The following is a 26,743-nucleotide window of genomic DNA, read 5'->3' on the forward strand; positions in this document are numbered from 1 at the left end:
CACCGCTTCGCGGCTGGCCGGTATGCACTCGCATATCGCCAGCCGCGATTTCATTTGCGCAAACGGTTCGTAGACCGTCCCGGCGCCTGCCACTATCATCGATTGATTGAAGCTGGAGCGGACGGCGCGCCGTCCGCCTGGAAGCTCGTTCGCGAGCGTCACTCATTCGGGAAAACAGGCATGAACGATCCACGACCGCCGCGCACGGCGGAGCATGTACTCGCCACGCTCGCCGAGACCTTGCGCGCGAGCGCCGCGCGCCGCGATCTCGCGGGCGGGCACGCCGCCGCCGAAAAGCAGTTGATCGCCGATGCGGGACTGCTCACGCTGGCTGTGCCGCGCGAGTTTGGCGGCGCGTTCGGCGAAGCTATCGAAGCGCCTGGCGCGGAAAACATCGCGCAAAACACGACACGCTGGCCCGAAATCTACAAAACGATCCGCACGCTCGCGCGCGCGGACAGTGCGCTCGCGCATCTGCTCGGCTTCCAGTTTCTGCAGATCGTGAGCGTCGATCTGTGGGGCAACCCGGCGCAGCGCGCGGACTGGCTGCGCGGCACGGTCGAACATCGCTGGTGGTGGGGCAACGCGGTGAATCCGCTCGATACGCGCCTCGTCGCGCAGCCGGACGGCGAGGGCGGCTGGCGTCTGCACGGCAAGAAGGGCTTCTGCTCCGGCACCTACGGCTCGCAGATGATGACCGTGAGCGCGCACGATCCGGCCACCGGCCAGCCCGTGTTCGCGGTGGTGCCCACCACGCGCGCGGGCATCACCGTGCACGACGACTGGGACCCGATCGGCCAGCGTCAGACCGATAGCGGCACGGTGTCGTTCGACGCCGTCGAGGTGCGCGCGCACGAAGTGCTCAAGCGCCCCGACACGCCGCGCGCCTCGCTGCGCACGCTGGTGTCGCAACTCGTGCTGACGAATCTGTTCGTCGGCATTGCGGAAGGCGCGCTCGACGAGGCGCGCGAGTACGTGCTCGCGAACGGCCGTCCGTGGGTGAACTCGGGCGTGCAGCGCGCCGCCGACGATCCGTATCTCCAGCAGCGTTTCGGCGAGATGCGCATTCAGGCGCTCTCGGCCGCGCTGCTCGCGGACCGCGCCGCGTCGCTGCTCGACGCCGCCTGGTCGCAAGGCGACGACTTGAGCGCGGCCACGCGCGCTGAAGTCTCGCTCGCCGTTTCCGAGGCGAAGATCGTCGCGCATCGCGCCGCGCTCGAAGCGGGCGAGCAACTGTTCGACGCCTGCGGCGCGCGCGCCACCGCCGCCGCGCTCGCGTTCGACCGCTTCTGGCGCAACGCGCGCGTGCACACGCTGCACGATCCGCTCGACTATCGTGTGCGCGACGTGGGCCGTCACGCGCTCACGCGCGAATTGCCGGAGCCGACGCTGTACACTTGAGGGACCGATCGCGCGCCACATCGCTCTGCTGGCCGCGAAAAAATCCACCCTCGAGGATCGCACCGTTGGAGTTCAAATTACCGACAACGGCGACGGCGCCGTTTTGCCCATCGGAAGTGCAGGGCAGCGTGACGGTGTCGCCGGCCGCGCCGTTCTGGAAGAAGTTTCTGCAGTTCGCGGGCCCTGGCCTGCTGATCTCGATCGGTTACATGGACCCGGGCAACTGGGCCACCGATATCGAGGCCGGTTCGCGCTACGGTTACAACCTGCTGTTCGTGGTCGTGCTCTCCAGCATCGCGGCGATGGCGCTGCAATGTCTCGCGATGCGTCTGGGCATCGTCACGGGGCGCGACCTCGCCGAACTCTCGCGCTCGCGTTATTCGAAACCCGTCGCGCTCGGCCAGTGGGCGCTCGCCGAACTCTCGATCATCGCCTGCGATCTCGCCGAAGTGCTCGGCGGCGCGCTCGCGTTCCATCTGCTGCTCGGCTGCTCGCTGATATGGGGCGTGGTGCTCACCGCGTTCGACACGATCATCGTGCTCGGCCTGAAGGGCAAGAACTTCCGCACGCTCGAAGCGATCATGGCCGGGCTGATCGCCACCATCGGCCTCGGCTACGTGATCGAGCTCGCGCTCGTGAAGCCGCACTGGCCGTCGGTGTTCGCGGGCGCGGTGCCGTCGTGGCACGCGATCGCGAGCCAGGAACCGCTCTATCTCGCCATCGGCATTCTGGGCGCGACCGTGATGCCGCATAACCTCTATCTACACTCGTCGATCGTGCAGACGCGCGCCGTGAAGCGCGACGAAGCCAGCATCGGCCAGGCGATCGGCATGTCGCGGCTCGATACGATCGTCTCGCTCGTGCTCGCGCTGCTGATCAACGCGGCGATCCTGATTCTCGCGGCAGCGGCTTTTCATGCGACCGGCCACAACCAGGTGACCGAAATCGAAGACGCCTACAAGCTGCTCGCGCCCATCGTCGGCAGCGGCGCGGCGGCGGTGCTGTTCGCGGTGACCTTGCTGGCGTCCGGGCAAAGCTCGACCTTCACCGGCACCGTGGCGGGCCAGGTGATCATGGAAGGCTTCCTGAAGATGAAGATTCCGTGCTACCAGCGGCGGCTCATCACGCGCGTGCTCGCGCTGATTCCGGCGTTCGCGGGCGTGTGGCTGCTGGGCAACGGCGCGGTGGGCAAGCTGCTGGTCGCGAGCCAGGTGGTGCTGAGCCTGCAATTGCCGTTCGCGCTCTGGCCGCTGATCCGCATGACGAACGATCGTTCACTGATGGGCGTGTTCGCGAACCGGCTGCACACGCGCATGATCGCGTGGCTGCTGTTCGCCATCATCACGGCGGCGAACCTGTGGCTGGTCTGGCAGACCTTTGCGGGGAACTGAGGGAAGGTGTAACAGGGAGGAAGGCGGCGAAGCGCCGATGAGAAATGCGCTTCGCCGTCCGGCACCGCGTGGGGCGCCGGACGGTTTCGCGTCTAGTCTTGCTGCTGCGTCCGGTTGACCGGATCTTGGCTCTCCTACGCTTATGCAGCCTCGGCAATGCCATCCGGCGTTTCCACCGGAAGGTCGCTCTCGGTCTGCTCTGCGCCCCGTCGCGCTGCAGCCGCCTTCTTCGTCTTGCCAGCGCGCGAAGGCGGCTGGCATGCGCCACACACGACGTTGTGCTGCAAGTCGTGGCGGTGCGCGACGAACTTACCGCCACAACGGCAGCAAGGCGTCATCTGCAGAATATCGGCATCGAAAAACCGCACCAAAGTCCACGCACGCGTGAGGTCGAGCACCGGCTCGGTCTCGCTGTGGCGGCAGTGTTCCAGATACAGCCGGAACCCTTTGGTAAGCGCGTCGAGATGCGAGCAACGCGCTTCGTTCTTGAGGAACAGGTACGTGTTGTAGAACAGCGAAGCATGAATGTTCGCCAGCCACGTCATGTACCAGTCCGCCGAGAACGGCAACATACCCTTGGGCGGCGATACGCCGCGGATCTCACGATACAGGCGAATCATGCGGTCCCGCGAAAGCGACAGTTCGCTCTCCAGAACCTGCATGCGCGCACCCAGTTCGATCAGCGCGATCGCGCGAAACACTTCCTGGGCATCTTCGGTGAGGCTGCGGCGGGTCGTCATGTCCGTTCCCCTCAGGCGAATTGCCCGGCGGGCTGTCCCGCAAGCAGGATAGCCGCATGAGTCGCCGCTACGTTGGCATGCCGGGAAGTCTGCGTCAGCGCGGACAACATGGCATGGTCATCGAAGCGGAAAAGGCAAAGAAGCTGGTCGGAAGCAGCCAGCTTGACGATCTGTGCCAAAGACAGATTGGAAAGCAGATCGGCCAGTTCCGACGACAGACCCAGTCGGAACATCCCGACCGGCTTGTCCTCGCGCAGCATGCGCTGTGCGAGCATCAGATACGACAAATTAATTTCGCGGATAGATTCCAGCGTCTCGCTGCTACGGTCCATTTCTCTCTTTTCCGAAGCCCCGATTAAACCCCCCGGCATTTGCTGCCGTTGTAACTTTTTTCTGGTCTTTGTCGGTCCGCTCTTTTATGTCGGCCCTGACTCTTTGATACAACGTGTTACAACTCGTAACACGTTGAAGCGAATTGTATGAGGACTAATCTCAGAAATCAATCCCTCTTCAAAAAAATAATTCGCCTGTTACAAATATTCCCGGTAACTCTTTCTGGTGTCCGAAACAACTGACCCCAAGATCCCGATGCGAACGGGATGAGCGCTGAAATCTGGCGTAAACCCGCTCAGGATAAGGGGCTCACGGATTTCGCCGGTGCATGCGCAACGAATCGCAATTCGCGGCCGGGCTCGCGCCGCCAAAATAAACGTTTTGAAAGGATTTGCGTTGGCAGGTAAGAAATACCCGCATGGCGATTAATCCGTATGAAGATAAAACTGTAACAAGTGTTTCGACCCTGTGTAACTAGCCTTGTCAAGATGTATCAAGACGCGGACTTCTGCGTCTCGTTGACGCGCTTTGTAACAGCGCTGGTTTACGCCTATATGTAAATCGCATGGAAACAACGGATTGAACGCGGGGCGGCGTCTGTAACTGGACGCGGGAATTGCGCCGCCGCATCTATCACGAAGTGATATAAATAAATGAGAAGCCGTGTCCGGCCAAAGGATGGGGCGCAGTGGCGAAGGGCGCGGCGCAGGAGGCAGTCATGGCTTCGTTCAGGCGCATTCTTTTGTGTTACGACGCGACCCGCGAAGGGCGGCGGGCCTTACGCGAGGGCACCGAGCTGGCGCTCGCGTGCCGCGCGCAGACGCATTTGCTGGCGGTGCTCGACGAGGGGCCGCTGCAATGGGGCACGGATGTGGTCTCGGCCGTGCCGTTCGAGGCGGCGGAATCGGCGGCCAGGGAAATCCTGCACGACGGCGTGGAGCGGCTCCAGCAACTGGGGCTGGCGGCGACGGGCGAATTCGCCGTGGGCCGCGCCATCGACGAAATCGCGCGCGTGGCGGCCCTGTTCGGCGCGGACCTGATCGTGCTCGGTCATCATCGGCGCGGCCCGCTCGCGCGCTGGTGGGAGGGCCGCGACGACCGGCAGCTGCTCGACCGCGTGTCGTGCAGCGTGCTGGTGGTCACGGCGCCGGAGCCGGCGGAAGCCGCCGCTGCCTGAGCGGCTGACGTCAACCGTGTCGTTCAGGCGGCCTTTCCGCCCAGAACCGGCATGCGCTTGACCTCGGAAACATAGAGCAGGATCAGCGAGACCCACACGACGCCGTAGAGCAGCATGAAACAGCTCGAACGGATCTTGAGCAGATCGAGCAGCGCGCCGAACAGGATCGGCAGCAGAAAGCCGCCCAGCCCGCCTGCGAGCCCGACGATGCCGGTCACGACGCCCATGTTGGACGGAAAGTCATCGGCGACATATTTGAAGGTGGACGCCATGCCGAAGGCGAACACCGCGCCCAGCACGAAGGTCAGCGCCACGAAGCCCGCGAGCGGCATGCTGATATGCAGCGTGGCGGTGCCGTCGATCGTGTGGATCACGAAGTCGGTGGCCGGGTACGAGAGGATGAACAGGCAGATCCACGCGACCCACAAGCCCCACCAGGTGACGTTGTGCGCGCCGAGCTTGTCGGCGAGCAGGCCGCCGACCGCGCGCAGCACCGAGCCCGGCAGCGAGAAGCCCGCCGCGAACGCCGACGCCATCACGAGCGACATGCCGTATTCGGCCTTCAGATACTGCGGAATCCACAGCGAGAGCGCGGTGAAGCCGCCGAACGTGATCGAGTAGTACTGGCACAGCCGCCAGACGCGCGGATCGGCGAGCACCTTGAACGAGTCGAGCAGCGAGCCGTTCGACTTGCCCGCGCCCGGATCGCGCGCCGAGGCGAACCAGAAGATCACGGCGGTTACGAGCAGCGCGATCGCGTAGACACGCGGCACGAAGCGCCATCCGTACAGCGACTGCAAGGTGGGCGTGACAAACAGATTCACAGCCGCGCCCACGGTGCCTGCGCCGAAGAAGCCCATCGCGAAGCCGCGTTTCTGGGGCGGGAAGAAGCGCGCGACATAGGGCGTGCCGACCGCGAACGACGCGCCCACGCAGCCCAGAAAGAGCCCGATGAACAGAAACTGCCAGAGCTGGCTCGCATAACTGACGATATAGACCGGCACCGCGCAGACCACGAGCAGGATCGTCATGACGATGCGGCCGCCGTAGCGGTCGGTCCACGCGCCCAGCGGCAGGCGCATGAGCGCGCCGGTGAGCACGGGCGTGGACGTGAGCAGGCCGAACTCGGTGCTGTTGAGCTTGAGTTCTTCGCGCAGCGGCACGCCGAGCACGCCGAACATCATCCACACCACGAAGCAGACCAGAAACGCGAGTGTGCTCGCGAGCAGGACGGACCACGCCTTGCCGCTGACTTGTGTGGGTGCGTCGGTGGCGGCCGGAGGCGGTTCGGTGCGCAGATTCATGATGATTTCCCTTGTTGCGCGAGTTGTGGCTGTGATTGTTGGTGTGTTCGTTGGCGTGTCACTGCACGAGCGGACTCGTGGCCGCGTCGACGGCGGCATGTTCGAGCGTCGCCGCCGAGGCGAGGATCGAGACGTATTGCTGAATCGCCTTGTGGCGCACGCGTTCGGTGAGAAAGCGCGCGATCTCGTCGGCGACCGATTCGAATTCGATGGGCTCGCCCGCCACGCGCCGGTCGACGCGCACGAGGTGAAAGCCGAAGCGCGTGCGCACGAGACGCGGCAGCAAACCCAGTTCGGGACTGTTGAACAGCGCCTGCTCGAATTCGGGCACGGTGTCGCCGCGCGTGAGCTGGCCGAGGCTGCCGCCCACGGCGCCCGACGGACAGTTCGACAATTCGCGCGCGCGCGCTTCGAACGCGTCCGGCTCGCGCAGCAGCGCGTTGAGCGCGTCTTCGGCCTGATGGCGTTGCAGCGCGAGCGGCACGCGCTCCGTCACGGCGAACAGAATATGGCTCGCATAGACGATCTCGTTGCGCACGAACTGCGAGCCATGCTGCTCGTAATAGCGGCGGCAATCGTCGGGCGTCGGCTCGGGCACGCGCAGTTCGCGCGCGAGCAGGGCGTCGAGCGCGTCGTCGTCGAGTGTGGCATCCGCGTCGATCAGCGCGAGTTCAGCGGCGCGCTGGCGCAGCAGTTCGCGCACCACGAGCGCGCGGCGCGCGGCCAGCGGCGGATCGGGTTCGTCGGCGTGATGGCGGCTTTCCTCGGCAATCGCCGCAGCGGCGATTTCCACGTGATTCACGCGCGCGGCGGGCGCGCTGTCGAGCGTCTGCGGATCGGCGTTCATGGTGTCGGCTCCTGGCGTTCGTGTGGCGTTTGTATGACGCTCGTATGGCGTTAGCGCTTGCGCACGAGTTGATACGGACGCAGCAGATACGCCACCGACGCGAGCCCGCTCCAGATATGCACCATGCGCGTGAACGGCGAAACGAGGAAGATCGTGAAGCCGAGCGCGATATGCATCTGATAGACGAGCGGCACGCCGTCGAGCAGCGCCGCGAGATTGCCCTGGAACGTCACCACGCCCTTCACGTAATCGGTGAGCTGTTCGAACATCGCGCCGTCCATGTGATGCGAGGACAGCACGACGGTCATGAGCCCGAGCGCGAGCTGCACCCACAACATCAGCACGATGACGATGTCCCACACCTTGCTGTTGCGGCGGATGCGCGTGTCGCCCAGTCGCCGCGCGATCAGCAGCGTGAGCCCGACGATCGCGAACGCGCCCGCGATGCCGCCCGCGACCATCGCGAGCAACTGGTGCATCGACGCGGAAATGAACGGCGCGACCAGCCAGTGCGGCGCGAGAAAGCCCGCGAAATGCCCGGCCACCACGACGAGAATGCCCCAGTGAAACAGGTTGCTGCCGAGGCGCAGCGTGCCGCGCCGCAGCAGTTGCGACGAGTCGCTTTTCCACGTGTACTGCTCGCGGTCGAAGCGCACGAGCGAGCCGAACAGCAGCACCGCGAGGCAGATGTACGGATAGATGCCGAACAGGAACTGATGGAAATAGTGGCCCATGACTGATCCTTTCCAGGTGTGACGTGTCGTGCTGCTGTTGCGTGCTTCTATGGCGGTGACGGCGTGCGCTTCAGCGCGGCGGACGCCGCGCGTGGAATTGCACCGGCGCGACGGCGGGCTGCGCGTTGCCCATGAAGCGCACCGGCTCCTCGCTCCATGCTGCGTCGAGCGCGCTCAAACCTTCGCGGTCGTGCGGCGCGTTGGCGTCGTCGTCGTGGGCTTCGTCGGGCTGGGCGGCGCCGCTGTCGCCCGCGAGCGCGAGCACCGCGCCCATCACATACGCGTAGTGGCTGTTGCGGCGGCTCAGCTCAGCCGTGATCGATTGCACGATGGCCGTGGTTTCGCCGAGCAGCGAGCGCGCTTCGTTCGCTTCGAGCAGCGACAGATATTCGAGGAACACCGGCAGATAATCGGGCAATTGCTCGGGGCCGAGCAGCAGGCCGTGGCGCTCGTAGGTCTGTTTCAGATCGATCATCGCCTGGCCGCGGTCGCGCGATTCGCCGTGCACGTGCTCGAACAGATGCAGCGAGGTCGCGCGGCCGCGATCGAATAGCGCCACGTAGTTCTCTTGCAGCGAAAGCAGATCGCGCGAGCCGAGATAATCGAAAAAGCGCAGCAGACGTTCGCGCGTTTCGCCGCGCAGCGCGCGTTCGTTTTGCAGATACGCGCGCGCTTCGTCGAGCGATTGAATCAGCGTGTCGTCGGGATAGTCGAGACACGCGGCGAGCAGCCGGAACGTGAGACCGTTGGGGCGGGGCGCGAACATCTCAGATCTCCTGAATCGGAATGTTGCGATGGCCGGATTTCGGCGCGAAGAGGCTCGCCTCGCTGCGTCCATCGGAACAGCCGTTGCCGAACGTGAAGCCGCACGACGAATGCAGATCGAAGGCGTTTTCCGCGTATTCGCGGTGCGTCGTGGGAATCACGAAACGGTCCTCGTAATTCGCAATCGCCAGATAGCGATACATCTCCTCCACCTGATGCAGCGAGAGCCCCGCTTGCGTGAGCACTTGCGTCGCGTCGACGCGATCGACGTGACGCGCGCGCATGAACGCGCGCATCGCGAGCAGACGTTCGAGCGCGACCTGTACGGGCTGTTCGTCGCCGGCCGTGAGCAGGTTCGCCAGATACCGCAGCGGAATGCGCAGCGAATGCACGTCGGGCAGCCAGCCGTTCATGCCGAGATCGCCGCTATTGGCGGCTGCGTTGATCGGCGAAAGCGGCGGCACGTACCAGACCATCGGCAGCGTACGGAACTCGGGATGCAGCGGAAATGCAATGCGCCAGTCGATCGCCATCTTGTAGACCGGCGAGCGTTGCGCGCCGTCGATCCACGAGGCGGGCACGCCGTCGCGTTCGGCTTGCGCGATCACTGCCGGATCGAACGGATCGAGAAACACGTCGAGCTGCGCCTGATACAGATCCTTTTCATTGGCGACGCTTGCGGCTTGCTGAATGCGGTCCGCGTCGTAGAGCATCACGCCGAGATAGCGGATGCGGCCCACGCAGGTTTCTGAGCACACGGTCGGCTGGCCCGCCTCGATACGCGGATAGCAGAAGATGCACTTCTCCGCCTTGCCGCTTTGCCAGTTGTAGTAAATCTTCTTGTACGGGCAGCCGGATACGCACATGCGCCAGCCACGGCACTTGTCCTGATCGATCAGCACGATGCCGTCTTCCTCGCGCTTGTAGATCGAACCCGAAGGACAGGCCGCCACGCACGCCGGATTCAGGCAGTGCTCGCACAGGCGCGGCAAATACATCATGAACGTATTTTCGAACTGGCCGTAAATCTCTTTCTGCACGTTCTCGAAGTTGTAATCCTTCGAGCGCTTTTCGAATTCGCCGCCGAGAATTTCTTCCCAGTTCGGCCCCCATTCGATTTTCTCCATGCGCTCGCCGCTCACCAGCGAACGCGGCCGCGCGACCGGCGTGGCCTTCGTATTGCCCGCTTCCTGCAAATGCGCGTAATCGAACGTGAACGGCTCGTAGTAGTCGTCGATTTCGGGCAGATGCGGATTCGCGAAAATCTGCGCGAGCAAGCGCCACTTGTTGCCCAGACGCGGCTCGATCTTGCCGTCCGCTTTACGCACCCAGCCGCCGCGCCAGCGCTCCTGATTTTCCCAATCCTTCGGATAGCCGATGCCCGGCTTCGTTTCGACGTTGTTGAACCACGCGTATTCCATGCCTTCGCGGCTCGTCCAGACGTTCTTGCAGGTGACCGAACACGTATGGCAGCCGATGCATTTATCGAGGTTCAGCACCATGGCGATCTGCGCGCGCACCTTCATGACGTTTCTCCTTCGCGAACGACGGGCGGCAAGGCGCCCACGGGCGTTTCTTCGCCATCGAGCCAGTCGACGTTCTTCATCTTGCGGACGATGAGAAACTCGTCGCGATTCGACCCGACCGTGCCGTAGTAATTGAAGCCGTAAGCCAGTTGCGCGTAGCCGCCGATCATGTGGGTGGGCTTGAGCGAAATGCGCGTGACCGAGTTGTGAATGCCGCCGCGCGTGCCGGTGATTTCCGAGCCCGGCGTATTCACGATCTTTTCCTGCGCGTGATACATCATCACCATGCCGCGCGGAATGCGCTGGCTCACCACGGCGCGCGCACACAAGGCGCCGTTCGAGTTGTAGCACTCGATCCAGTCGTTATCGACCACGCCGATCTGTTGCGCGTCCTGCTCGGAAATCCACACGATCGGACCGCCGCGCGAGAGCGTGAGCATCAGCAGATTGTCGGTGTAGGTGCTGTGAATCCCCCACTTCTGATGCGGCGTGATGAAGTTCAGCGCGATCTCGGGATTGCCGTTCGAACGCGAACCGACCATGTGTTCGTAACTGCCCGTGTCGATGGGCGGCTTATAAACGCACAGCGCCTCGCCGAATGCGCGCATCCATTCGTGGTCCTGATAAAGCTGCTGTCTGCCGCTGAGCGTGCGCCAGGGAATCAACTCGTGCACGTTCGTATAACCGGCGTTGTACGACACATGTTCCGATTCGATGCCGCTCCAGGTGGGCGAAGAAATGATCTTGCGCGGCTGCGCCTGGATATCGCGGAAGCGGATCTTTTCGTCGGCGCGCGCTTCGGCCAGATGCGCGTGCTGAATGCCGGTGATCTTGCTGAGCGCCTCCCACGCTTTCACCGAGACTTCGCCGTTGGTTTCGGGCGCGAGCGAGAGAATGGTTTCGGCGGCGTCGATCGCGGATTCGATGCGCGGGCGGCCGGCGGCGTCGCCGAATGCGGGCTCGTTCGCGTAACGATAGTTGAGATCGCCGAGCTGGTTCACTTCGTCCTGCGTGTTCCAGCTGATGCCCTTGCCGCCGTTGCCGAGCTTGTCCATGAGCGGGCCGAGCGAGGTGAAGCGGTGATACGTCTCGGGATAGTTGCGCTCGACCACGGCCACGGTCGGCATGGTCTTGCCCGGCACGGGCTCGCATTCGCCGCGCTTCCAGTCGGCCACGCCGAACGGCTGCGCGAGTTCGCCCGGACCGTCGTGCGCGATGGGCGAGAGCACCACGTCGCGCTCCACGCCCAGATGCCCGACGCTCAATTCCGAAAAGCGCTTCGCGATGCTCTTGAAGATTTCCCAGTCGCTTTTCGCCTGCCACGAAGGATCGACGGCGGCCGAGAGCGGATGAATGAACGGATGCATGTCCGAGGTGTTCATGTCGTCTTTCTCGTACCACGTGGCCGTGGGCAGCACGATGTCCGAATACATGCAGGTCGTGGACATGCGGAAGTCGAGCGTGCAGAGCAGATCGAGCTTGCCGCGCGGCGCTTCGTCGTGCCAGACGATTTCCTCGGGATGCGGCGCGCCTTGCTTCGACATTTCCTCGCCCTGCACGCCGTTGGTCGTGCCGAGCAGATGCTTGAGGAAATACTCGTGGCCCTTGCCCGACGAGCCGAGCAGATTCGAGCGCCACACGAACATATTGCGCGGGAACGCGTCCGGAGCGTCGGGATCTTCGCAGGCGAGCTTGAGGCTGCCGTCCTTGAGGCTCGCAGCGACGCTCGCGCCCGCTTGCGCCGCGTCGCCGATCGTGCGTCCGAGATCGAGCGGATTGCGCTTCAGTTGCGGCGCGGAAGGCAGCCAGCCCATGCGTTCCGCGCGCACGTTGTAGTCGATCGGCGCGCCGTGAAACGCCGATTTATCCGCGAGCGGCGAGAGCAGGTCGGTCGGGTTCATCGGGTCGTAGCGCCACTGGTCGGTGTGCGCATAGAAGAACGAGGTCGCGTTCATCTGGCGCGGCGGACGGCTCCAGTCGAGTGCGAACGCGAGCGCGGTCCAGCCCGTTTGTGGACGCAGCTTTTCCTGGCCCACGTAATGCGACCAGCCGCCGCCCGACTGGCCCACGCAGCCGCACATCACCAGCATGTTGATGATGCCGCGGTACGCCATGTCCATATGGAACCAGTGATTGATGCCCGCGCCGATGATGACCATCGACTTGCCCTCGGTCTTGTCGGCGTTCTCGGCGAACTGGCGCGCGACGTTGATCACGTCCGCGCGCTTCACGCCGGTGATCGCTTCCTGCCACGCGGGCGTGTAGGGCACGTCGTCGTCGTAACTGTGCGCGACGTCCTTGCCGCCGAGGCCCTGATCGAGCCCGTAGTTCGCCACGAACAGGTCGTAGACGGTCGCCACGATCCGCTCGCCTTCGCGCGTGGCCACGCGGCGCACGCCGATGCGGCGCGAGAGGATCGACTGGTGCTCGGTGTGGGCAAAGTGCGCGTGCGCGACGTTGCCGAAGTAGGGGAACGCGACGTCCACCACGTCGTCGTGACCCGCGACGAGCGAGAGCGCGGGCGTGAGCGGTTCGCCCTGGGCGTTTTCCTCGCGCAGATTCCATTTGCCGAGATCGCCGCCCACCTGCTGGCCCCAGTGGAAGCCCGCCGATCCGGCCGGCACGGCGAACGCGCCGTTCGCGGAATCGATCACCACGGTTTTCCAGTCGGGATTGTTGGACTGGCCGAGCGAGTCGGCGAAGTCGGAGGTGCGCAGATAGCGGTCGGGCACGTACTGGCCGTCGCGCTCGACGAGCGTGACGAGGCACGACATGTCGGTGAAGCGGCGGCAGTAATCGGCGAAATACGCGCTCTTGCCCGCGAGGTGATATTCCTTGAGGATCACGTGGCCCATCGCGAGCGCGAGCGCCGCGTCGGTGCCTTGCTTCGGATGCAGCCAGATGTCGCCAAACTTCGCGCCTTCCGCGTAATCGGGAAAGATCGACACGATCTTCGCGCCGCGATAACGCGCTTCGACCATGAAGTGCGCGTCGGGCGTGCGCGTTTGCGGCACGTTCGACCCCCACATCATGATGAAGGTGGAGTTGTACCAGTCCGCCGATTCGGGCACGTCGGTCTGCTCGCCCCAAGTTTGCGGCGAGGCGGGCGGCAGGTCGCAATACCAGTCGTAGAACGAGAGGCACACGCCGCCGATCAGCGAGAGATAACGCGAGCCCGCCGCATACGAGACCATCGACATGGCGGGAATCGGCGAGAAGCCGATCACGCGGTCGGGGCCGTGGCGCTTGACCGTGTGCACGTTCGCGGCGGCCACGATCTCCGTGACCTCGGCCCAGTCGGCGCGCACGAAACCGCCGAGTCCGCGACGCGATTGATAACTTTTGCGCGCGGCTTCGTCGTCGACGATGGCGGCCCAGGCGTCCACCGGACCGAGCGTGCGGCGTTTCTCGCGCCACAGCTTGACGAGCGCGCTGCGCACGAGCGGGTACTTGAGACGGTTTGCGCTGTAGAGGTACCACGAGTACGACGCGCCGCGCGAGCAGCCGCGCGGTTCGTGATTGGGCATGTCGGGGCGCGTGCGCGGATAGTCGGTCTGCTGCGTTTCCCACGCGACGATGCCGCCTTTCACATAGATTTTCCACGAGCACGAGCCGGTGCAGTTCACGCCGTGCGTGGAGCGCACGATCTTGTCGTGCGCCCAGCGCGTGCGATAGGCGTCTTCCCACTTTCGGTCTTCGTCTGTGACGGCGCCGTGTCCGTCTGCGAACTGTGGTCTCGCGGTCGTGAAATAACGCAGACGATCCAGAAAATGGCTCATGACACCTCCAGACAACCCGTGGGGACAGGCTTATTTAAGAATATGCGGCTTAACAAGTAAAGCTAATGCATCAAATGTTAATTGACGCTTCTTGCCGATTGCGGACGTCGAGAAGGTAACGAGATATAAATCAAAAGAAGTGCGTGGAGGCATTGTGCATGAGGCGTTATTTGTGTGTATGCAGTTTGTCCTCGAAGACGTTATGTATCGTTTCGTTATATTTTTGTGGGAATATCGTATCGAATGGAAATGTTTGAATTTTTTATCTGAAATGAATACGTTCCGTTGTCGAAATATCCTTTGTTTACGGGGTATTTCGGCGCGGTCAGTGTATGAAAGGCGTTTTTAATATTGGCCCGAATCGCGCTGAAATGGTCTAAAGCTTCGGTGCGGGTTTTGCAACGGATGCGCGGCGTAGCGTCGCGCGGGATTTACATCGGCGAAAGAAAGGGATTGGCGGGCGTGGATCTGATCAAGGCAATTGAGGCGCGATTTCCAGGGTGAACCGGCGCCGAAAATGTGTCAATTGCAATCGCGTGATGCGCTAATTGGCATTTAATTGCGCTGCGCCTGCAATGCCCGGGCCGTGGATTCATCGGCGGGGAAAAACGCTTCAATCGCCAGCTCGGAGAGCGTGATATCGACGGGCGTGCCGAACACGGTCGTAGTGCTGTAGAACGCGAGGTCGCCGAGCGCGGTGCGTACGTGCAAGGGCACCGCGATGTGATGCTGGATCGGTTCGACCGCCGCGTGACCCGCTTGCGGCGGCGCGGGATATGCGGCGAGTTCGTCGTGCAGCGCGCCGAGCGCCGGGTCCGCGCTCGCGTCGATCTGCCGTTGCAGGCGCGCGAGCAGATGCGCGCGCCACGCGTGCCAGTTGAGAATGCGCGGCGCGATGCCGTCGGGATGCAGCGAGAGGCGCAGCGCATTCACGGGCGCGGCCAGCAGCGCGGACGAAGCGTTGCCGACGAGCGGCGCGAGCGCATCGTTGGCGGCCACGATGTTCCAGTGTCGATCGACCGCGAGAGCGGGATAAGGCGCGTGCGCGCGCAGCACGAGTTCGACCGCTTCGCGCGCGGCGGCCAGTTGCGGATCGTCGAGCGCGCGTTCGCGATAGAGCGGCGCGTAGCCGGCCGCAACGAGCAGCGCGTTGCGCTCGCGTAGCGGCACGTCGAGACGCTCGGCGAGATGCATCACCATTTCGCGGCTCGGCAGGGCGCGTCCCGATTCCACGAAACTCAGATGGCGCGTGGAAATCTCCGCTTCGGTCGCGAGCAGCAACTGACTCATGCGCCGGCGCTGCCGCCATTCGCGCAACAGTTCGCCGACGCCGCGGCGCAGGTCGCTGGAAGCCGGCATGGCGAGTTGAGACGTGAACCGGGGCGCGGGCGTGTTCATGGCGCCGATTCTAGCGAAATCACGGCGTGGCGCGATTACCTCAGACGTAATGAACGTGCCGCCTGCGTGCGATTCTTTTTTTGTCGGGGCGGCGATGCGGGCATCATGGGAATCCCGCGTGTATCGACGCGTCCGGTGTGCGCACAAGCCACTTATCGCTGTGCGTTCGATCGCCTAGAATGCAATTTCACTTTCGTGCTGGCGGCATGGCGGGAGAAGGCCATGAGGGAAACGGTTGTCGCTTATCTGCTGGGTCCGGCCGTGATGGTGCTCATTTGCGCCGCCATGTGGGCCGCGTCGCGCCATCATCGCGGCGGATTCGAGGCGCGTGTCACGCGCTGGCTCGACGCGCATCGAGGACACGGCATCCGTCATAAGCATTGAGTGTGCCAGCGTACCCGCATGATGGCGCAACGCTCGCGCATTCTTCAGCGGATTGCGGGCGCTTGCGAAAATTGCGGGTATACACGCATGGCATCGCCCGCACGCATATTCTTCAGTCCACGCCATTTGAGTGGCAGTCCGAATTAATTCGCGCGCTGCCGCGCTCCGGCCGTATCGGGTCTGTCCCGTATGCGGGGAACTGTATGACAGGACAGGTGTCACTGCCATATTGCGAAACGGAGCCTTCCATGACACGACCCGCTGATTCCCTGATCATTTTCATCGCCCGCATCCTGCTCGCGATCCTGTTTTTGTGGGGCGGCGCCATGAAACTGCTGGGTTATGCGGGCTTTGTCGGCTACCTGCATTCGCGCGGCGTGCCGTATGTGCAGGTCGCCGCGCCCGTGGTGATCGCGGTCGAACTGCTCGGCTCGCTCGCACTGATCTTCGGCGTGCGCATGCGTGCCATCGCGTTCTTGCTGGCCGTGTACGCTATCGTCACGGCCGTGCTCGGGCATGACTTCTGGAACTTCACCAATGCCGCGCAGCAGCAGGAAGCGGCCGTGCACTTCTGGAAGAACGTCGCCATTGCCGGCGGATTTTTGCTGCTCACGGTAACGGGCGCGGGACGTGCTTCCATCGATGGAATGCGCGCGCCGCGCGGCGGCCTGCGAGGCTGAGCGCCGCGCCGCGACCCGATCCCCGAAACGCAAGGAGCCGGCTTTGATCCAGAACTTCGATTTCAACGTGGGCGGCACGACCGGGCAATTCTGCGCGAGCCTGGCCGAGGACGGCACGCGCCGCGTGCTGATCAGCGCCGCCGATACGGCCAAGACCCTCGTGATCCTCGACGCGTCCGGTTTGCTCGGCGCGCTCAAGGCCGAACTCGAGGAGCCAGAGCAGTTGGTCGCCCACGCGATCCGCAAGGCGCAGAGCGAGGGACTGATCGCGCGCGCGCTCGCGACGGGCGAGATTCAGGAGACATCGCTCTAGCGAGTCTTAGCGCTTGTGTGTCCGCGCATGCTGGCATAAGCGCGCCTTGTCACGCGTGCGTCATGCGGGATTTTTTCGTCGCTACCGCGCCGCCAGGCGTTTGCCTTCGCGGCGCGCGTCCTTCTCTTTCGATCAGCGCGATGCCTTCATGCGCGTCGCCGTTTCGGCGGCGGGCGGCGCGTGGGCGGCATCCGCGCGCACGAACCACGCGAGCGCCGCCGCGATCAGCAGCAGGATCGCCGAAATCGCCGCGTCGGCGTGCAGGCCGCTCACGACTTGCGCCGCCGCGCCGCTGCCCGTGAGCGCGCCGAACGCCGCCACGCCTACCGCGCCGCCCGCCTGACGCGCCGTGTTCAGCAGCGCCGAGGCCGTGCCCGCGCGCGCCGGTTCGACCGAGGAGAGCACCGTTGTCGTCATGGCGGGGACGGCGAGGCCCATCCCCGACGGAATCAGCAGGAACGCGGCCAGCAGCGCGATCAAGGGCGTGCCCGCATCGACGGGCATCAGCAGCGCGTAGCCGAGCCCCGCGACCAGCGCGCCGCCGATCATCGGCAAACGCGTGCCGAAACGCGCGACCACGTGGCCGCTCGCGATATTCGAGAACAGGAAGCCGCCCGTGAGCGGGATGAACGTGAGTCCGGCCTGCAACGGCGTCTGGCCGCGCGCGTGCTGGAGAAACAGCGCGAGCACGAACACCGTGCCGTAGTAGGTGAGGTTCACGCAGACGCCGAACAGCACCGACGCGCTGAAATTGCGGTTGCGCAGCATGCCGAGCGGCAGCATCGGCGACGCGATGCGCGCTTCGAGCATCACGAACGCCACGCCCGCGATCAGCGCGAGCGCGAACCCGCCCGAGACGGCCCAGTGCGCGAAGCCGAGCGGCCGCCATTCGATCACCGCGCCCGTGAACGCCGTGAGCGCGACGATGGCGAGCAACTGGCCGCGCAGATCGAGACTGCGCGCGGCGGCGCTTGTGCCGGATGCCGGCGCTGGCTCGCGCCGCGGCGCGGGAATCCAGAGCAGCGTGGCGGCCAGCCCGGCGGCGCACAGCGGCAGATTCACGAGAAAGATGCTGCGCCAGCCGAACGCCGCGATCAGCAGGCCGCCCGCGACCGGCCCGGCGGCGATCGAGATCGCACCGGCGGCGGTCCAGAAACCCACGGCGCGCGCCCGCAGCGTGCGCTCGTGACGGCAGGCCTCGTTGAGCAGCGCGAGCGAGTTCGGCAGCATCGCGGCGGCGCCCGCGCCTTGCAACGCACGCGCGGCGATCAGCAAGGCCGGATCGGCGGCGAGTCCGCAGGCCAGCGAGGCGAGTGCGAACACCACCAGCCCGGCCGCGTACAGACGGCGCGCGCCGTAACGGTCGCCGAGCACGCCGCCGGACAGCATCAGCACGGCGAAGGCGAGCGTATAGGCATCGACGATCCATTGCAGCCGCGCGATGTTGGCGTGCAGATCGGTGGCGATGCGCGCGAGCGCGATATTGACGATGGTGACGTCGAGCTGCGTCACGACGAAGCCCACGCTCACGGTGGCGACGATGCGGGCGAGCGCCGGCGTGAAGCGCGCGGGCGGGGCGGAGGGGGAATGGGCGGTATTCATGCGACTCATGGTAGGCCGCGTGAGGGCGTCGACGTTTCGGGTTGAGACGAAACGTCGGCGCATGTTCCAGTCCCGCGCCCGGCGCCAGTGAAAATGGCGCCGTATCGCGAACGATAGGGCGCCACGGCGCGGCTTTTCAGGGTTCGATCAGCGCGTGCGCACCGGATCCTTGAAGAACAGCGTGGTCAGCGCGCCCAGCACACAGATCGCGGCCACGTAATACGGCGGCGCGAGCGGCTCGGACTTCATCAGCAGCGCGACGACGATCGGCGTGAGGCCGCCGAACACCGCGTAGGCGACGTTGTACGAGAACGAGATGCCCGAGAAGCGCACCACGGCCGGGAACGCGTTGACCATCACGAACGGCACCGCGCCGATCGTGCCGACCAGCAGGCCCGCGATCGCGTAGAGCGGCATCAGCAGCGAGCTGTCGACCGCGAGCTGGCGGAACAGCGTGTAGTAGGCGATGGCCAGCGCCACGCCGCCGATCGCCAGTACGCGGCGCGCGCCGAAGCGGTCCGCGAGCGCGCCCGCGCTCACGCAGCCGACGGTGAGGAACAGCGTCGCGACGCAGTTGGCGAGCAGCGTGGTGGTGGCGTCGAGATGGAACTGCTTCTGCAGCAGCGGCGGCGTCATCAGGATCACGACGACGATGGCCGCCGAGAGCATCCACGTGAGCAGCATCGAGACGATCACGGCGCGGCCATGGTCGCGTAGCACGGCCTTGAGCGGCACTTCGTCGGCGAGCGACTTGCGCGCCTGCATCTCCGCGAACACGGGCGTTTCGTGCAGCCACTGGCGCAGATACACCGAGAACAGGCCGAACACGCCGCCGATCAGGAACGGCACGCGCCACGCCCACGCCGAGATTTCCGAGGGCGCGAAATGATGATTCACCGCCGCCGCGATCAGCGAGCCGAGCAGGATGCCGAAGGTCAGACCCGCCGTGAGCGTGCCGCACGCGTAGCCGATATGGCGGCTCGGCACGTGCTCGGAGACGAAGACCCACGCGCCCGGCACCTCGCCGCCGACGGCCGCGCCCTGCAGCACGCGCAGCGCGAGCAGCAGCACGGGGGCGAATACGCCGATCGTCGCGTAGGTCGGCAGGCAGCCCATCGCGAGCGTCGGCAGCGCCATCAGCAGGACGGAGAGCGTGAACATGCGCTTGCGGCCGAGCAGGTCGCCGAAGTGCGCCATGACGATGCCGCCGAGCGGACGCGCCAGATAACCGGCCGCGAAAATGCCGAAGGTTTGCAACTGGCGCAACCAGTCGGGAATCGCCGCTGGAAAGAACAGCTGGCCGATGGCCGGCGCGAAGAACACGAAGATGATGAAGTCGTAGAACTCGAGCGCGCCGCCGAGTGCGGCAAGGCCGAGCGTTTTGTAGTCGCTGCGCGTGAGCGCGCGCGCCGGTGCGCTCGCCTGAGCGCCCAGATCCGTAGCTTGCATGTCCGAAAACCGAGAAGTTGTTTTGGGCCGTGGGACGGCACGTCTTATGGCTTCACCGGCAGGCGCGCGGGTGGCGCGGCGGGCGGCGGCGGTCGGGCGCGGATCGCGGGTGCCTGATAGGCACAAGGAACGGGAAACGGCGCGCGGCTCCGGGTAGGGCGCGCGCCGACGCAGACCAATCCGCGATTTTACAGTAAGCCGACGATGCGCCCGGCATCGGACTCTGGAGGATTCCTGTCAGGTTTGGTGGTGTCGTCGTAGGATTGCGGCCCGTTGTTGCGCAATTCGGACTCCTCTGATGGGCGGCCTTTGCAATTCTCCACAGAATTGCGCCCAGGTTGTTTGTCCAAGAGAGGTGTCTTCATGCGTATCGCGATTCTCCAGCGCGACCCCGTCCAGCGCGCACAGATCGAGCGGGTGCTCGGGCAAAGTGGGCATGCGTGCATGCCGTTCAGCGACGGCATTTCGCTGGCCAAGGCGCTCGCCGCTTCCACCGTCGACATGCTGGTGCTCGACTGGCAAGGCACGCGGCTGTCGGGCACGGAGCTGCTGAAGACGGTCCGCGCGATCAACGGCAATCAGATCCCGGTGCTGTTCGCCTCGGAAGACACGTCCGACGACAGCGTGCTGCGCGCCTTTTCCGTGGGCGCCGACGACTACGTGAGCCTGCCGGTGTGTCCGTCGGTGTTTCGTGCGCGCGTGAATGCGCTGCTGCGGCGCGCGTTTCCCGACCGCTTCGACAACGTGACGCTCGACGCCGGCCCGTATCGTTTCGACATGCGCCGTCAGGCTGTGACGGTGCGCGGCAAGAGTGTTGAGCTGTCGGGCACGCAGTATCGGCTGGCTTCGCTGTTCTTTGCGAACGTCGGGCGCGTGCTGTCGCGCGATCATATTTACGCGATGGTCTGGGGCCGCGAGTTGCAGACGCTCACGCGCACGATCGACAGCCATGTTTCGCGGCTGCGCGTGCTGCTCGACATCGAGCAGCACAACGGTTACCGCTTGCAGCCGGTTTATAAGAGCGGTTATCGCTTGCTGCGTCTACAGGACGACGCCGCGCCGATGGAACGCGAGGCGGCTTAATCCGCTACCGACTTAGGCCACCCGAAGCGGCGCGCGTCGGGCAATAAAAAAGGCGGCACGTTATGCGTGCCGCCTTTTTTGTTTGCGCGATCCCGGGCTGCGGGACCGGCGCGGAATGCGTATCGAAACTGTGCGTGCGCCTTAACGCGCGAGGCCGAGGCCTTGCAGCACCGCATTGCCTTCGGTCGTGAGGCGGATCTTCGTGGCGCCCGCGGCGACGTCGCCGGGCACCTGCTCCACGAGGCCCGCTTCCTGGAGCATGGCGATCTCGGGTTTGGCGTGCGCGTCGATGGGCGCATGCAGCAACAGCAGCAGCGTGGCGAGCTCGTGATGGCTCAACAACCGGCGCAGGATATTGCGCTTCGCGGGCTTCGCCGGTTGCTCGCTGCTTGCCGCTTGAGTCTTCGAACTGGTCCAGTACACGGGCACCTCCTGCTACGTTGTCTTTCTGGGTGACGCGATGATGCGGACGAAGACTTAAACGATTCTTAAAACCGTCCGCCCAATTGTGTCGCGGTACTACACGGCGTTACGCCCAGTAAGCAGGTGTTAATGCGAGGTGCATAAGCGCTTTCGGTGTTCCGCAGCGCGGACCGCGATTCCAGAATCAGGGTGCGCAGGTCTTGCTCGCGCCCTCAATCCACAGGTTCTTCGCGTGGCGCTTGCCCGCGTAAAAACGATAGGTGGTCGTGCCATTGTCGGCGCGCACCTTGATGACGTTCGAATCGCCGAAGTCGAGCATTTCGCCTTGCGGAAGCGCCGAGGTGCCGAAGCTGGAGCCGTGCCGCGTCGCTTCCACGGTCAGGCAGGAGATCACATCCTGAACCGAGCGGTTGGTCGTGGAGTCGATGACGGGCTGGCCGGAATCCGGGTTGCCCTGAAACCAGGCGCAGGCGCCGAGCGTGAGCGAAAGGGTGAGGGGCACGACAAGCTGCTTCATATTGCTCCTGTTAACCATGTCGGCGATGGGCTGACCGAAGGACCGCCGCAAAGTGAATGACCCAGGGTGAATACCCCAGGTGACTGCCACCAAGGCCGGCGAGCATGGGTGCAAGGCCGCACGCCGCAGCCAGCCAAAAAAGAGCCGAAGATTATATCGGCAGCACGTCGCGTGCCGCTGCGCGCAAGGCAACACAGCGAAGGAAAAATGGCATTCGCGTGACGCAAACCCCCGCGCACGACGTAATAAACAGGCACGTGTGTTGCGGCGATACGACTCGCGCGCCCGATGCGCGACACAGGCGTACACGTTTGATCGCGGCGAGATAGACTACCCGAGAGGTGCACTCCGCAATCTGACGCGACGTCAGGGAGAATAACCATGAGCCGCCCTTCGGTCCGTTTTCCAGTACGTGCCACCGGCACCGCCTCGGTCTGGCGGTGGATCAAATGGGGTTTTATCGTCGCGTTGCTGGCGGCGATCGTGATCCTCGCGCGAATCGTGCAGATCGAGATCGACACCTCGCGATTGCAGGCGCGCTATCTCTCCGAACTCACGCGCGACATCGGTTTCACCGTCGAGAACGGGCCGAGCCACAGCGTCCGCTTTCCCACCACGAACGGTCCCTACGACACGCGGCTCGGCTACGCCCAGTTGCCCATGTTCACCGACCGGCTCGCGCAGCGCGGCTTCACGATCGCTTCTCAGGCGCGCGATTCGGAACGCATGATTTCGCTGGCCGATCAGGGTCTGTTTCTGCCGTATGAGGAAAAGGATCAGGCCGGCATCGTGCTGCGCGACGTGAACGGCGCGACGCTGTTCCACACGCGTTATCCGCAGCGCGCCTACGAAAGTTTCGACGCCGTGCCGCCGCTCGTGCGCGACTCGCTCCTGTTCATCGAAGACAAATACCTGCTCGCCTACGATCAGCCGAACCGCAATCCTGCTATCGACTGGGGGCGATTTAGCCGTGCGCTCGTCGATCAGGGCGCGCGGCTCGTCAATCGCCATCAGCAGACGCCGGGCGGCAGCACGCTCGCCACGCAGATCGAGAAGTTTCGCCATTCGACCGGCGGGCGCACTTCGACGCCGCCCGAGAAACTGCGCCAGATCGCGTCCGCTTCGGTGCGCGCGTATCTCGACGGGCCGCAGACCATGCCCGCGCGCCAGCAGATTCTCGTCCACTATCTGAATTCGGTGCCGCTCGCGGCGAAGGCGGGCATCGGCGAAGTCAACGGCATCGGCGACGGGCTGGCGGCCTGGTACGGACGCGATTTCCGCGACGTGAACCGCGTGCTGCGCGAGCCGATTTCGAGCGCGACGCTCGACGAACAGGCGCTCGCGTTCCGCCAGGTGCTGTCGCTGCTGATCGCGCAGCGCGCGCCCACGTATTTCCTGCAAAAGAACCATGACGCGCTCGCGAAGCTCACCGACAGCTACCTGCGCCTGCTCGCGAACGGCGGCGTGATCTCGCCGCAACTGCGCGACGCCGCGCTCGCCACGCAACTGACGCTCGACCGCTCGAAGCCCGCGCCGCGCCCGGCGGTGTCCTACGTGGACCGCAAGGCCGTGCTCACGCTGCGTACGCAGCTGATGCAGGCGCTCGGCCTGAAGACGCTCTACGATCTCGACCGCCTCGACCTGACCGCGACCGCCACGCTCGACGACGGCGTGCAGCAGGCCGTGAGCGACCGGCTCGCCGACGCCGCGACCAAGGACGGCGCGCGCGCGGCGGGACTCGTGGGCTTCGAGATGCTGCGCCCCGCCGACGATCCGTCGAAGATCGCCTACAGCTTCACGCTGTTCGAGCGGCGCGGCGGCGAAAATCTCGTGCGCGTGCAAACCGACAGCGTGAACCAGCCGTTCGACATCAACTCGGGCGCGCGCCTGAATCTGGGCTCGACGGCGAAGCTGCGCACCATCATCACGTATCTGCAGATCGTGAGCGCGCTGCACGCGAAGTACGCCGATCAGGACGCGAAGACGCTGCGCGCGGAACTCGCGCAAACGGACCCGAGCGATGCGCTCACGCGCTGGGCGCTCGATTATCTGTCGAAGACCTCGGACCGCACGCTGCCCGCGATGCTCGAAGCGGCCGTGGAGCGCAAATACTCGGCGAATCCGGGCGAAACCTTCTACACGGGCGGCGGCGCGCAGAGCTTCAACAACTTCGAGTCGAGCGACAACGGCTCGATCCTCACCTTGCACCGTGCGTTCCAGCATTCCGTGAATCTCGTGTTCGTGCGGCTGATGCGCGACATCGTCCACTACGAGATGATCCAGACCTCGGGGCCGCCCGCCACGTGGCTCGAGGATCCCGCGGTGCGCAGCCGCTTCCTCACGCAGTTCGCCGATGGCGAAAGCCAGGTCTACATGAAGCGCTTCTACTCGCGCTATCAAGGCAAGAGCGACGACGAAGCGCTGCAGATCCTGCTTCAGCACACGCGCAAGGGACCGGCGCGGATCGCGACCGTGCTGCGCAGCACGAACCCGGACGGCACGCTCGCGTGGTTCGACACGCAGATGCGCGCGCAACTGAAGAACACGAAGTTCCAGTGGCTCGACGACGAAGATCTCGCGAAGTACTACGACAAGTACGCGATCGACAAATTCAACCTCAACGATCGCGGCTATATCGCGGGCATTCATCCGCTCGAATTGTGGCTGCTGCTGTATCGTCGCTCGCATCCCGATGCGACGCTCGCGCAGGTGCAGCAGGCGAGCCGCGACACGCGCCTGTACACGTACAAGTGGCTGTTCAAGACGAAGTACCACGCGACTCAGGACCGCCGCATCCGCCGCATGATCGAGCTGCGCGCGTATGACTCGATCGGCAAGTCGTGGCGCGCGCTCGGCTATCCGTTCGACAACATCACGCCGTCGTATGGCGCGGCGATCGGCGCATCGGGCGACCGGCCTTCGGCGCTCGCGTATCTGATCGGCCTCGTGTCGAGCGACGGCCAGAAGCTGCCGACGCATAGCTTCGAATCGCTCGACTTCGCGCGCGGCACGCCGTACGAAACGCGCTTCGTGCATACGTCCACGCCACCGCAGCCGCTGATTTCGCCGGAGGTTTCGAAGGTGGTGCGCGAGCTGCTCACGTCGGTGGTGGAGGGCGGCACGGCCAGGCGTCTCGCCGATGGCATGACCTTCCCGGACGGCAAGAAGCTCGACGTCTACGGCAAGACCGGTACGGGCGATCAGCGCTTCAATGTCTATGCGCCGGGCGCGCGGCTGATCGAGTCGCGCAAGGTGAACCGCAGCGCCACGTTCGTGTTCGTGATCGGCAATCGCTTCTACGGCACGATGACTGCGTGGGTGCACGAGCCGTATGCGGCGCGCTATACGTTCACGAGCGCGCTTTCGGTGCAGCTGCTCAAGTCGCTCGCGCCGGTGCTGCAACCCTTGCTAGAAGATCAGGACGCACCCGACGGCAAGCTCAAGGCCGCGACGGGATCGCAGGACATGACGCTGATCGATCCGCAAACGGGCGCGATGCAGCACGTGAGTCTGTCGTTGTTGAAGGCGGGACTGGATTCGGCGGCGAATCCGGGATGGACGAGCACGATGCCGGGCGTTTATTCGGATGCCGAATCAATCGCGGCGAAGGTCGCCAGGAAGTGAGTTCGCGCTGCGTGCTTTCGTGAATGCCCTTCGATAAAAAACGCGCCCATACGGGCGCGTTTTCCTTGGTGCCGTCGATGCGCTTGCGAGCGCGATAACGTCAGTACGCACCATCCGCCGGGGGCGGCGGCGAGCCCGGCGGAGGCGGCGGCAGATAACGCTGCTGCGGTTGCGCCTGTGTCTGATACGGCTGCTGCGTCTGCATGCGGCCCGCGACCGGAATGCGGTTGCCGTTGCCGTACATGCACTGGAGATACGCGTAGTCGTAGCGGCGTTGCGCGTCGTAGGCCGAGCCCTGCACGTTGCCCATGCCGACCGCGCTGCCCGCGAGCAGGCCCGCGCCCGCGCCGATGGCCGCGCCCTGGCCGCCGCCGAACGCCGCGCCCGCTGCCGCGCCGAGCGCGGTGCCGACCACGGCGCTGCCCACGCCCGCATTCGTCGCGGCCTGATTGGTCGCGCCGCCGCCGACCTGCTGGAAGGCGAACTGGCGGCAGTTGTAGTCGTCGTTGCGGAACTGGTCGAAGGTCTTGCCGGTGCCGGGCAGCGCCATCACGCTCGGGCCGGTCGGCACCACGGCGCACGCGCTCAGGAGCCCCGCCGCGGCAAGCACCGCGAGATAAGTCGATTTCATGTGCAGCTCGTTGGGTGAGTTAGTTCGAAGGGGCCACCTGGGCGGGCACCGAGCGCCAGCCCGACGCGCATTGCTTCACGTACGGGTAGTAGGTCCTGGAGGCGTCGCAGTAGTACCAGGTGTCGCCGTTCTGGCCGGCGGCGACGCCGTTCGGGCCGTCGGCGGGACCTTGCTGGTAGACCGCGTCCGGGTCGCCTGGCTGGCCTTGCTCGACGTAGTCGGGCGGCGGCGGAGGCGGCGGCGTGACGATGACGGGCGGCGGGCCGTAGTAATAGGGCACGGGTGCGACGGGGTAGTAATACGGCACGCCGCCGCCGATGAACACGCCGACGTGCGCCGCGTTCGCCGCGCCGCTCACGCAGGCGATGGCGGTCACGGCAGCCCCGAGAATCAATTTCGACCTTCTCACAACGATCTCCAGTACGGATGGTCCCGGGCCGGTCAGCCCGCGCATGGTGAGACGCTATGACAACGCGGGGTTCAATGCAATTACGCGAGTTGTACGGTTTTTTCGAGTTGTTACAACCGGGTGACGAAGGGTGCCGCTCAGGCGCCGGTCAAGCGCCCTTCGGCGGACAAGCTCCGGCTTCATGGGCGTATCGGCACGCTTCGGCCGCGTCCTGTCCGGTTCGCGCGCGGCCG

General features: G+C 64.8%; 24 protein-coding genes. 8 read left to right on the plus strand and 16 right to left on the minus strand.

Annotated elements, in window-relative coordinates; translation table 11 throughout:
• The first annotated feature begins 180 nt into the window (after positions 1 to 180).
• Both U4Y88_RS21180 and U4Y88_RS21185 read left to right on the plus strand, forming a co-directional pair.
• A complete protein-coding gene (locus U4Y88_RS21180; RefSeq protein ID WP_321786129.1) occupies positions 181 to 1,401 on the plus strand; it encodes an acyl-CoA dehydrogenase family protein in 1,221 nt (406 codons plus the stop codon).
• Positions 1,402 to 1,466: 65 nt separating this feature from the next.
• Complete coding sequence (locus tag U4Y88_RS21185; RefSeq protein WP_321786131.1) at positions 1,467 to 2,792, plus strand: Nramp family divalent metal transporter; 1,326 nt, start codon at positions 1,467 to 1,469, stop codon at positions 2,790 to 2,792.
• A gap of 140 nt (positions 2,793 to 2,932) precedes the next feature.
• On the opposite strand, the gene flhC is transcribed toward U4Y88_RS21185, so the two are convergent.
• Together flhC and flhD are read right to left on the minus strand one after the other, a co-directional pair.
• The gene (flhC, locus tag U4Y88_RS21190; protein WP_224014497.1) at positions 2,933 to 3,532 is read right to left on the minus strand and encodes a flagellar transcriptional regulator FlhC; all 600 of its coding nucleotides are present in this window, start codon (positions 3,530 to 3,532) and stop codon (positions 2,933 to 2,935) included.
• 11 nt (positions 3,533 to 3,543) lie between these two features.
• The gene (gene flhD / locus U4Y88_RS21195; protein ID WP_065057654.1) at positions 3,544 to 3,864 is read right to left on the minus strand and encodes a flagellar transcriptional regulator FlhD; all 321 of its coding nucleotides are present in this window, start codon (positions 3,862 to 3,864) and stop codon (positions 3,544 to 3,546) included.
• A gap of 719 nt (positions 3,865 to 4,583) precedes the next feature.
• Here flhD and U4Y88_RS21200 point away from each other — a divergent pair.
• Complete coding sequence (locus tag U4Y88_RS21200; protein ID WP_224014495.1) at positions 4,584 to 5,042, plus strand: universal stress protein; 459 nt, start codon at positions 4,584 to 4,586, stop codon at positions 5,040 to 5,042.
• Between the two features lie 23 nt (positions 5,043 to 5,065).
• On the opposite strand, the gene U4Y88_RS21205 is transcribed toward U4Y88_RS21200, so the two are convergent.
• The 7 genes from U4Y88_RS21205 to U4Y88_RS21235 all read right to left on the minus strand — a co-directional run bounded on the left by U4Y88_RS21205 (position 5,066) and on the right by U4Y88_RS21235 (position 15,287).
• Positions 5,066 to 6,346, minus strand: coding sequence for a nitrate/nitrite transporter (locus U4Y88_RS21205; protein WP_310632252.1), 1,281 nt, complete (start codon positions 6,344 to 6,346; stop codon positions 5,066 to 5,068).
• 58 nt (positions 6,347 to 6,404) lie between these two features.
• Positions 6,405 to 7,193, minus strand: a complete 789-nt coding sequence (locus tag U4Y88_RS21210; protein WP_321786133.1) for a peptidylprolyl isomerase — start codon at positions 7,191 to 7,193, stop codon at positions 6,405 to 6,407.
• A gap of 50 nt (positions 7,194 to 7,243) precedes the next feature.
• Complete coding sequence (narI, locus tag U4Y88_RS21215; RefSeq protein WP_224014490.1) at positions 7,244 to 7,927, minus strand: respiratory nitrate reductase subunit gamma; 684 nt, start codon at positions 7,925 to 7,927, stop codon at positions 7,244 to 7,246.
• A gap of 70 nt (positions 7,928 to 7,997) precedes the next feature.
• Positions 7,998 to 8,693, minus strand: a complete 696-nt coding sequence (gene narJ, locus U4Y88_RS21220; RefSeq protein WP_321786135.1) for a nitrate reductase molybdenum cofactor assembly chaperone — start codon at positions 8,691 to 8,693, stop codon at positions 7,998 to 8,000.
• Position 8,694: 1 nt separating this feature from the next.
• Entirely contained in the window at positions 8,695 to 10,218 is a 1,524-nt protein-coding gene (narH, locus tag U4Y88_RS21225) for a nitrate reductase subunit beta (protein WP_224014485.1), read from the minus strand.
• Positions 10,215 to 13,997, minus strand: coding sequence for a nitrate reductase subunit alpha (locus U4Y88_RS21230; RefSeq protein WP_321786137.1), 3,783 nt, complete (start codon positions 13,995 to 13,997; stop codon positions 10,215 to 10,217). The genes narH and U4Y88_RS21230 overlap by 4 nt, the downstream gene beginning before the upstream one ends.
• A gap of 555 nt (positions 13,998 to 14,552) precedes the next feature.
• Positions 14,553 to 15,287, minus strand: coding sequence for a helix-turn-helix domain-containing protein (locus U4Y88_RS21235; protein WP_415774477.1), 735 nt, complete (start codon positions 15,285 to 15,287; stop codon positions 14,553 to 14,555).
• Here U4Y88_RS21235 and U4Y88_RS21240 point away from each other — a divergent pair.
• From U4Y88_RS21240 to U4Y88_RS21250, 3 genes are all read left to right on the plus strand, one after another.
• Complete coding sequence (locus U4Y88_RS21240; RefSeq protein ID WP_321786282.1) at positions 15,240 to 15,779, plus strand: hypothetical protein; 540 nt, start codon at positions 15,240 to 15,242, stop codon at positions 15,777 to 15,779. The two genes, U4Y88_RS21235 and U4Y88_RS21240, sit on opposite strands and share 48 nt — an antisense overlap.
• A gap of 248 nt (positions 15,780 to 16,027) precedes the next feature.
• Positions 16,028 to 16,459, plus strand: coding sequence for a DoxX family protein (locus U4Y88_RS21245; protein ID WP_224014481.1), 432 nt, complete (start codon positions 16,028 to 16,030; stop codon positions 16,457 to 16,459).
• A 43-nt stretch (positions 16,460 to 16,502) separates the two neighbouring features.
• Positions 16,503 to 16,772 (plus strand): hypothetical protein, encoded by a 270-nt coding sequence (locus U4Y88_RS21250; RefSeq protein ID WP_224014480.1) that lies wholly within the window; start codon positions 16,503 to 16,505, stop codon positions 16,770 to 16,772.
• A gap of 132 nt (positions 16,773 to 16,904) precedes the next feature.
• Here the strand turns inward: U4Y88_RS21250 and U4Y88_RS21255 are convergent, their stop codons facing one another.
• The 3 genes from U4Y88_RS21255 to U4Y88_RS21265 all read right to left on the minus strand — a co-directional run bounded on the left by U4Y88_RS21255 (position 16,905) and on the right by U4Y88_RS21265 (position 20,188).
• Positions 16,905 to 18,374, minus strand: coding sequence for an MFS transporter (locus U4Y88_RS21255; RefSeq protein ID WP_321786138.1), 1,470 nt, complete (start codon positions 18,372 to 18,374; stop codon positions 16,905 to 16,907).
• Between the two features lie 147 nt (positions 18,375 to 18,521).
• A complete protein-coding gene (locus U4Y88_RS21260; RefSeq protein ID WP_321786139.1) occupies positions 18,522 to 19,823 on the minus strand; it encodes an MFS transporter in 1,302 nt (433 codons plus the stop codon).
• 188 nt (positions 19,824 to 20,011) lie between these two features.
• Positions 20,012 to 20,188: a hypothetical protein gene (locus tag U4Y88_RS21265; protein WP_321786141.1), complete on the minus strand. Its 177-nt coding sequence runs from the start codon at positions 20,186 to 20,188 to the stop codon at positions 20,012 to 20,014.
• On the opposite strand from U4Y88_RS21265, the gene U4Y88_RS21270 reads away from it, so the two are divergent.
• The gene (locus U4Y88_RS21270) at positions 20,187 to 20,906 is read left to right on the plus strand and encodes a response regulator transcription factor (protein WP_224014475.1); all 720 of its coding nucleotides are present in this window, start codon (positions 20,187 to 20,189) and stop codon (positions 20,904 to 20,906) included. The two genes, U4Y88_RS21265 and U4Y88_RS21270, sit on opposite strands and share 2 nt — an antisense overlap.
• Positions 20,907 to 21,047: 141 nt before the next feature.
• On the opposite strand, the gene U4Y88_RS21275 is transcribed toward U4Y88_RS21270, so the two are convergent.
• Positions 21,048 to 21,329: a hypothetical protein gene (locus tag U4Y88_RS21275; RefSeq protein ID WP_224014473.1), complete on the minus strand. Its 282-nt coding sequence runs from the start codon at positions 21,327 to 21,329 to the stop codon at positions 21,048 to 21,050.
• A gap of 184 nt (positions 21,330 to 21,513) precedes the next feature.
• Entirely contained in the window at positions 21,514 to 21,846 is a 333-nt protein-coding gene (locus U4Y88_RS21280; protein WP_224014471.1) for a hypothetical protein, read from the minus strand.
• Positions 21,847 to 22,227: 381 nt separating this feature from the next.
• Here U4Y88_RS21280 and U4Y88_RS21285 point away from each other — a divergent pair, with 381 nt between their 5' ends.
• Entirely contained in the window at positions 22,228 to 25,470 is a 3,243-nt protein-coding gene (locus tag U4Y88_RS21285) for a transglycosylase domain-containing protein (RefSeq protein WP_321786143.1), read from the plus strand.
• Positions 25,471 to 25,570: 100 nt separating this feature from the next.
• On the opposite strand, the gene U4Y88_RS21290 is transcribed toward U4Y88_RS21285, so the two are convergent.
• Both U4Y88_RS21290 and U4Y88_RS21295 read right to left on the minus strand, forming a co-directional pair.
• Complete coding sequence (locus U4Y88_RS21290) at positions 25,571 to 26,101, minus strand: glycine zipper family protein (RefSeq protein ID WP_321786145.1); 531 nt, start codon at positions 26,099 to 26,101, stop codon at positions 25,571 to 25,573.
• Between the two features lie 19 nt (positions 26,102 to 26,120).
• Positions 26,121 to 26,510 (minus strand): hypothetical protein, encoded by a 390-nt coding sequence (locus tag U4Y88_RS21295; protein WP_321786147.1) that lies wholly within the window; start codon positions 26,508 to 26,510, stop codon positions 26,121 to 26,123.
• Positions 26,511 to 26,743 lie beyond the last annotated feature (233 nt).

The organism is Paraburkholderia sp. J94, assembly GCF_905220285.1.
Lineage (GTDB): Bacteria > Pseudomonadota > Gammaproteobacteria > Burkholderiales > Burkholderiaceae > Paraburkholderia > Paraburkholderia tropica_A.

Excerpts from the sequence above, each read along its gene's own strand:
- U4Y88_RS21180 (WP_321786129.1), top strand. The coding sequence starts at position 181 with ATGAACGATCCACGACCGCCGCGCACGGCGGAGCATGTACTCGCCACG.
- U4Y88_RS21270 (WP_224014475.1), top strand. The coding sequence starts at position 20,187 with ATGCGTATCGCGATTCTCCAGCGCGACCCCGTCCAGCGCGCACAGATC.
- U4Y88_RS21210 (WP_321786133.1), bottom strand. The coding sequence starts at position 7,193 with ATGAACGCCGATCCGCAGACGCTCGACAGCGCGCCCGCCGCGCGCGTG.
- U4Y88_RS21240 (WP_321786282.1), top strand. The coding sequence starts at position 15,240 with ATGGCGCGTGGAAATCTCCGCTTCGGTCGCGAGCAGCAACTGACTCAT.
- narH (WP_224014485.1), bottom strand. The coding sequence starts at position 10,218 with ATGAAGGTGCGCGCGCAGATCGCCATGGTGCTGAACCTCGATAAATGC.
- U4Y88_RS21285 (WP_321786143.1), top strand. The coding sequence starts at position 22,228 with ATGAGCCGCCCTTCGGTCCGTTTTCCAGTACGTGCCACCGGCACCGCC.
- flhC (WP_224014497.1), bottom strand. The coding sequence starts at position 3,532 with ATGACGACCCGCCGCAGCCTCACCGAAGATGCCCAGGAAGTGTTTCGC.
- narI (WP_224014490.1), bottom strand. The coding sequence starts at position 7,927 with ATGGGCCACTATTTCCATCAGTTCCTGTTCGGCATCTATCCGTACATC.
- U4Y88_RS21260 (WP_321786139.1), bottom strand. The coding sequence starts at position 19,823 with ATGCAAGCTACGGATCTGGGCGCTCAGGCGAGCGCACCGGCGCGCGCG.
- U4Y88_RS21290 (WP_321786145.1), bottom strand. The coding sequence starts at position 26,101 with ATGAAATCGACTTATCTCGCGGTGCTTGCCGCGGCGGGGCTCCTGAGC.
- U4Y88_RS21245 (WP_224014481.1), top strand. The coding sequence starts at position 16,028 with ATGACACGACCCGCTGATTCCCTGATCATTTTCATCGCCCGCATCCTG.
- U4Y88_RS21205 (WP_310632252.1), bottom strand. The coding sequence starts at position 6,346 with ATGAATCTGCGCACCGAACCGCCTCCGGCCGCCACCGACGCACCCACA.
- U4Y88_RS21255 (WP_321786138.1), bottom strand. The coding sequence starts at position 18,374 with ATGAATACCGCCCATTCCCCCTCCGCCCCGCCCGCGCGCTTCACGCCG.
- U4Y88_RS21230 (WP_321786137.1), bottom strand. The coding sequence starts at position 13,997 with ATGAGCCATTTTCTGGATCGTCTGCGTTATTTCACGACCGCGAGACCA.
- U4Y88_RS21200 (WP_224014495.1), top strand. The coding sequence starts at position 4,584 with ATGGCTTCGTTCAGGCGCATTCTTTTGTGTTACGACGCGACCCGCGAA.
- U4Y88_RS21265 (WP_321786141.1), bottom strand. The coding sequence starts at position 20,188 with ATGAAGACACCTCTCTTGGACAAACAACCTGGGCGCAATTCTGTGGAG.
- flhD (WP_065057654.1), bottom strand. The coding sequence starts at position 3,864 with ATGGACCGTAGCAGCGAGACGCTGGAATCTATCCGCGAAATTAATTTG.
- narJ (WP_321786135.1), bottom strand. The coding sequence starts at position 8,693 with ATGTTCGCGCCCCGCCCCAACGGTCTCACGTTCCGGCTGCTCGCCGCG.
- U4Y88_RS21280 (WP_224014471.1), bottom strand. The coding sequence starts at position 21,846 with ATGAAGCAGCTTGTCGTGCCCCTCACCCTTTCGCTCACGCTCGGCGCC.
- U4Y88_RS21235 (WP_415774477.1), bottom strand. The coding sequence starts at position 15,287 with ATGAGTCAGTTGCTGCTCGCGACCGAAGCGGAGATTTCCACGCGCCAT.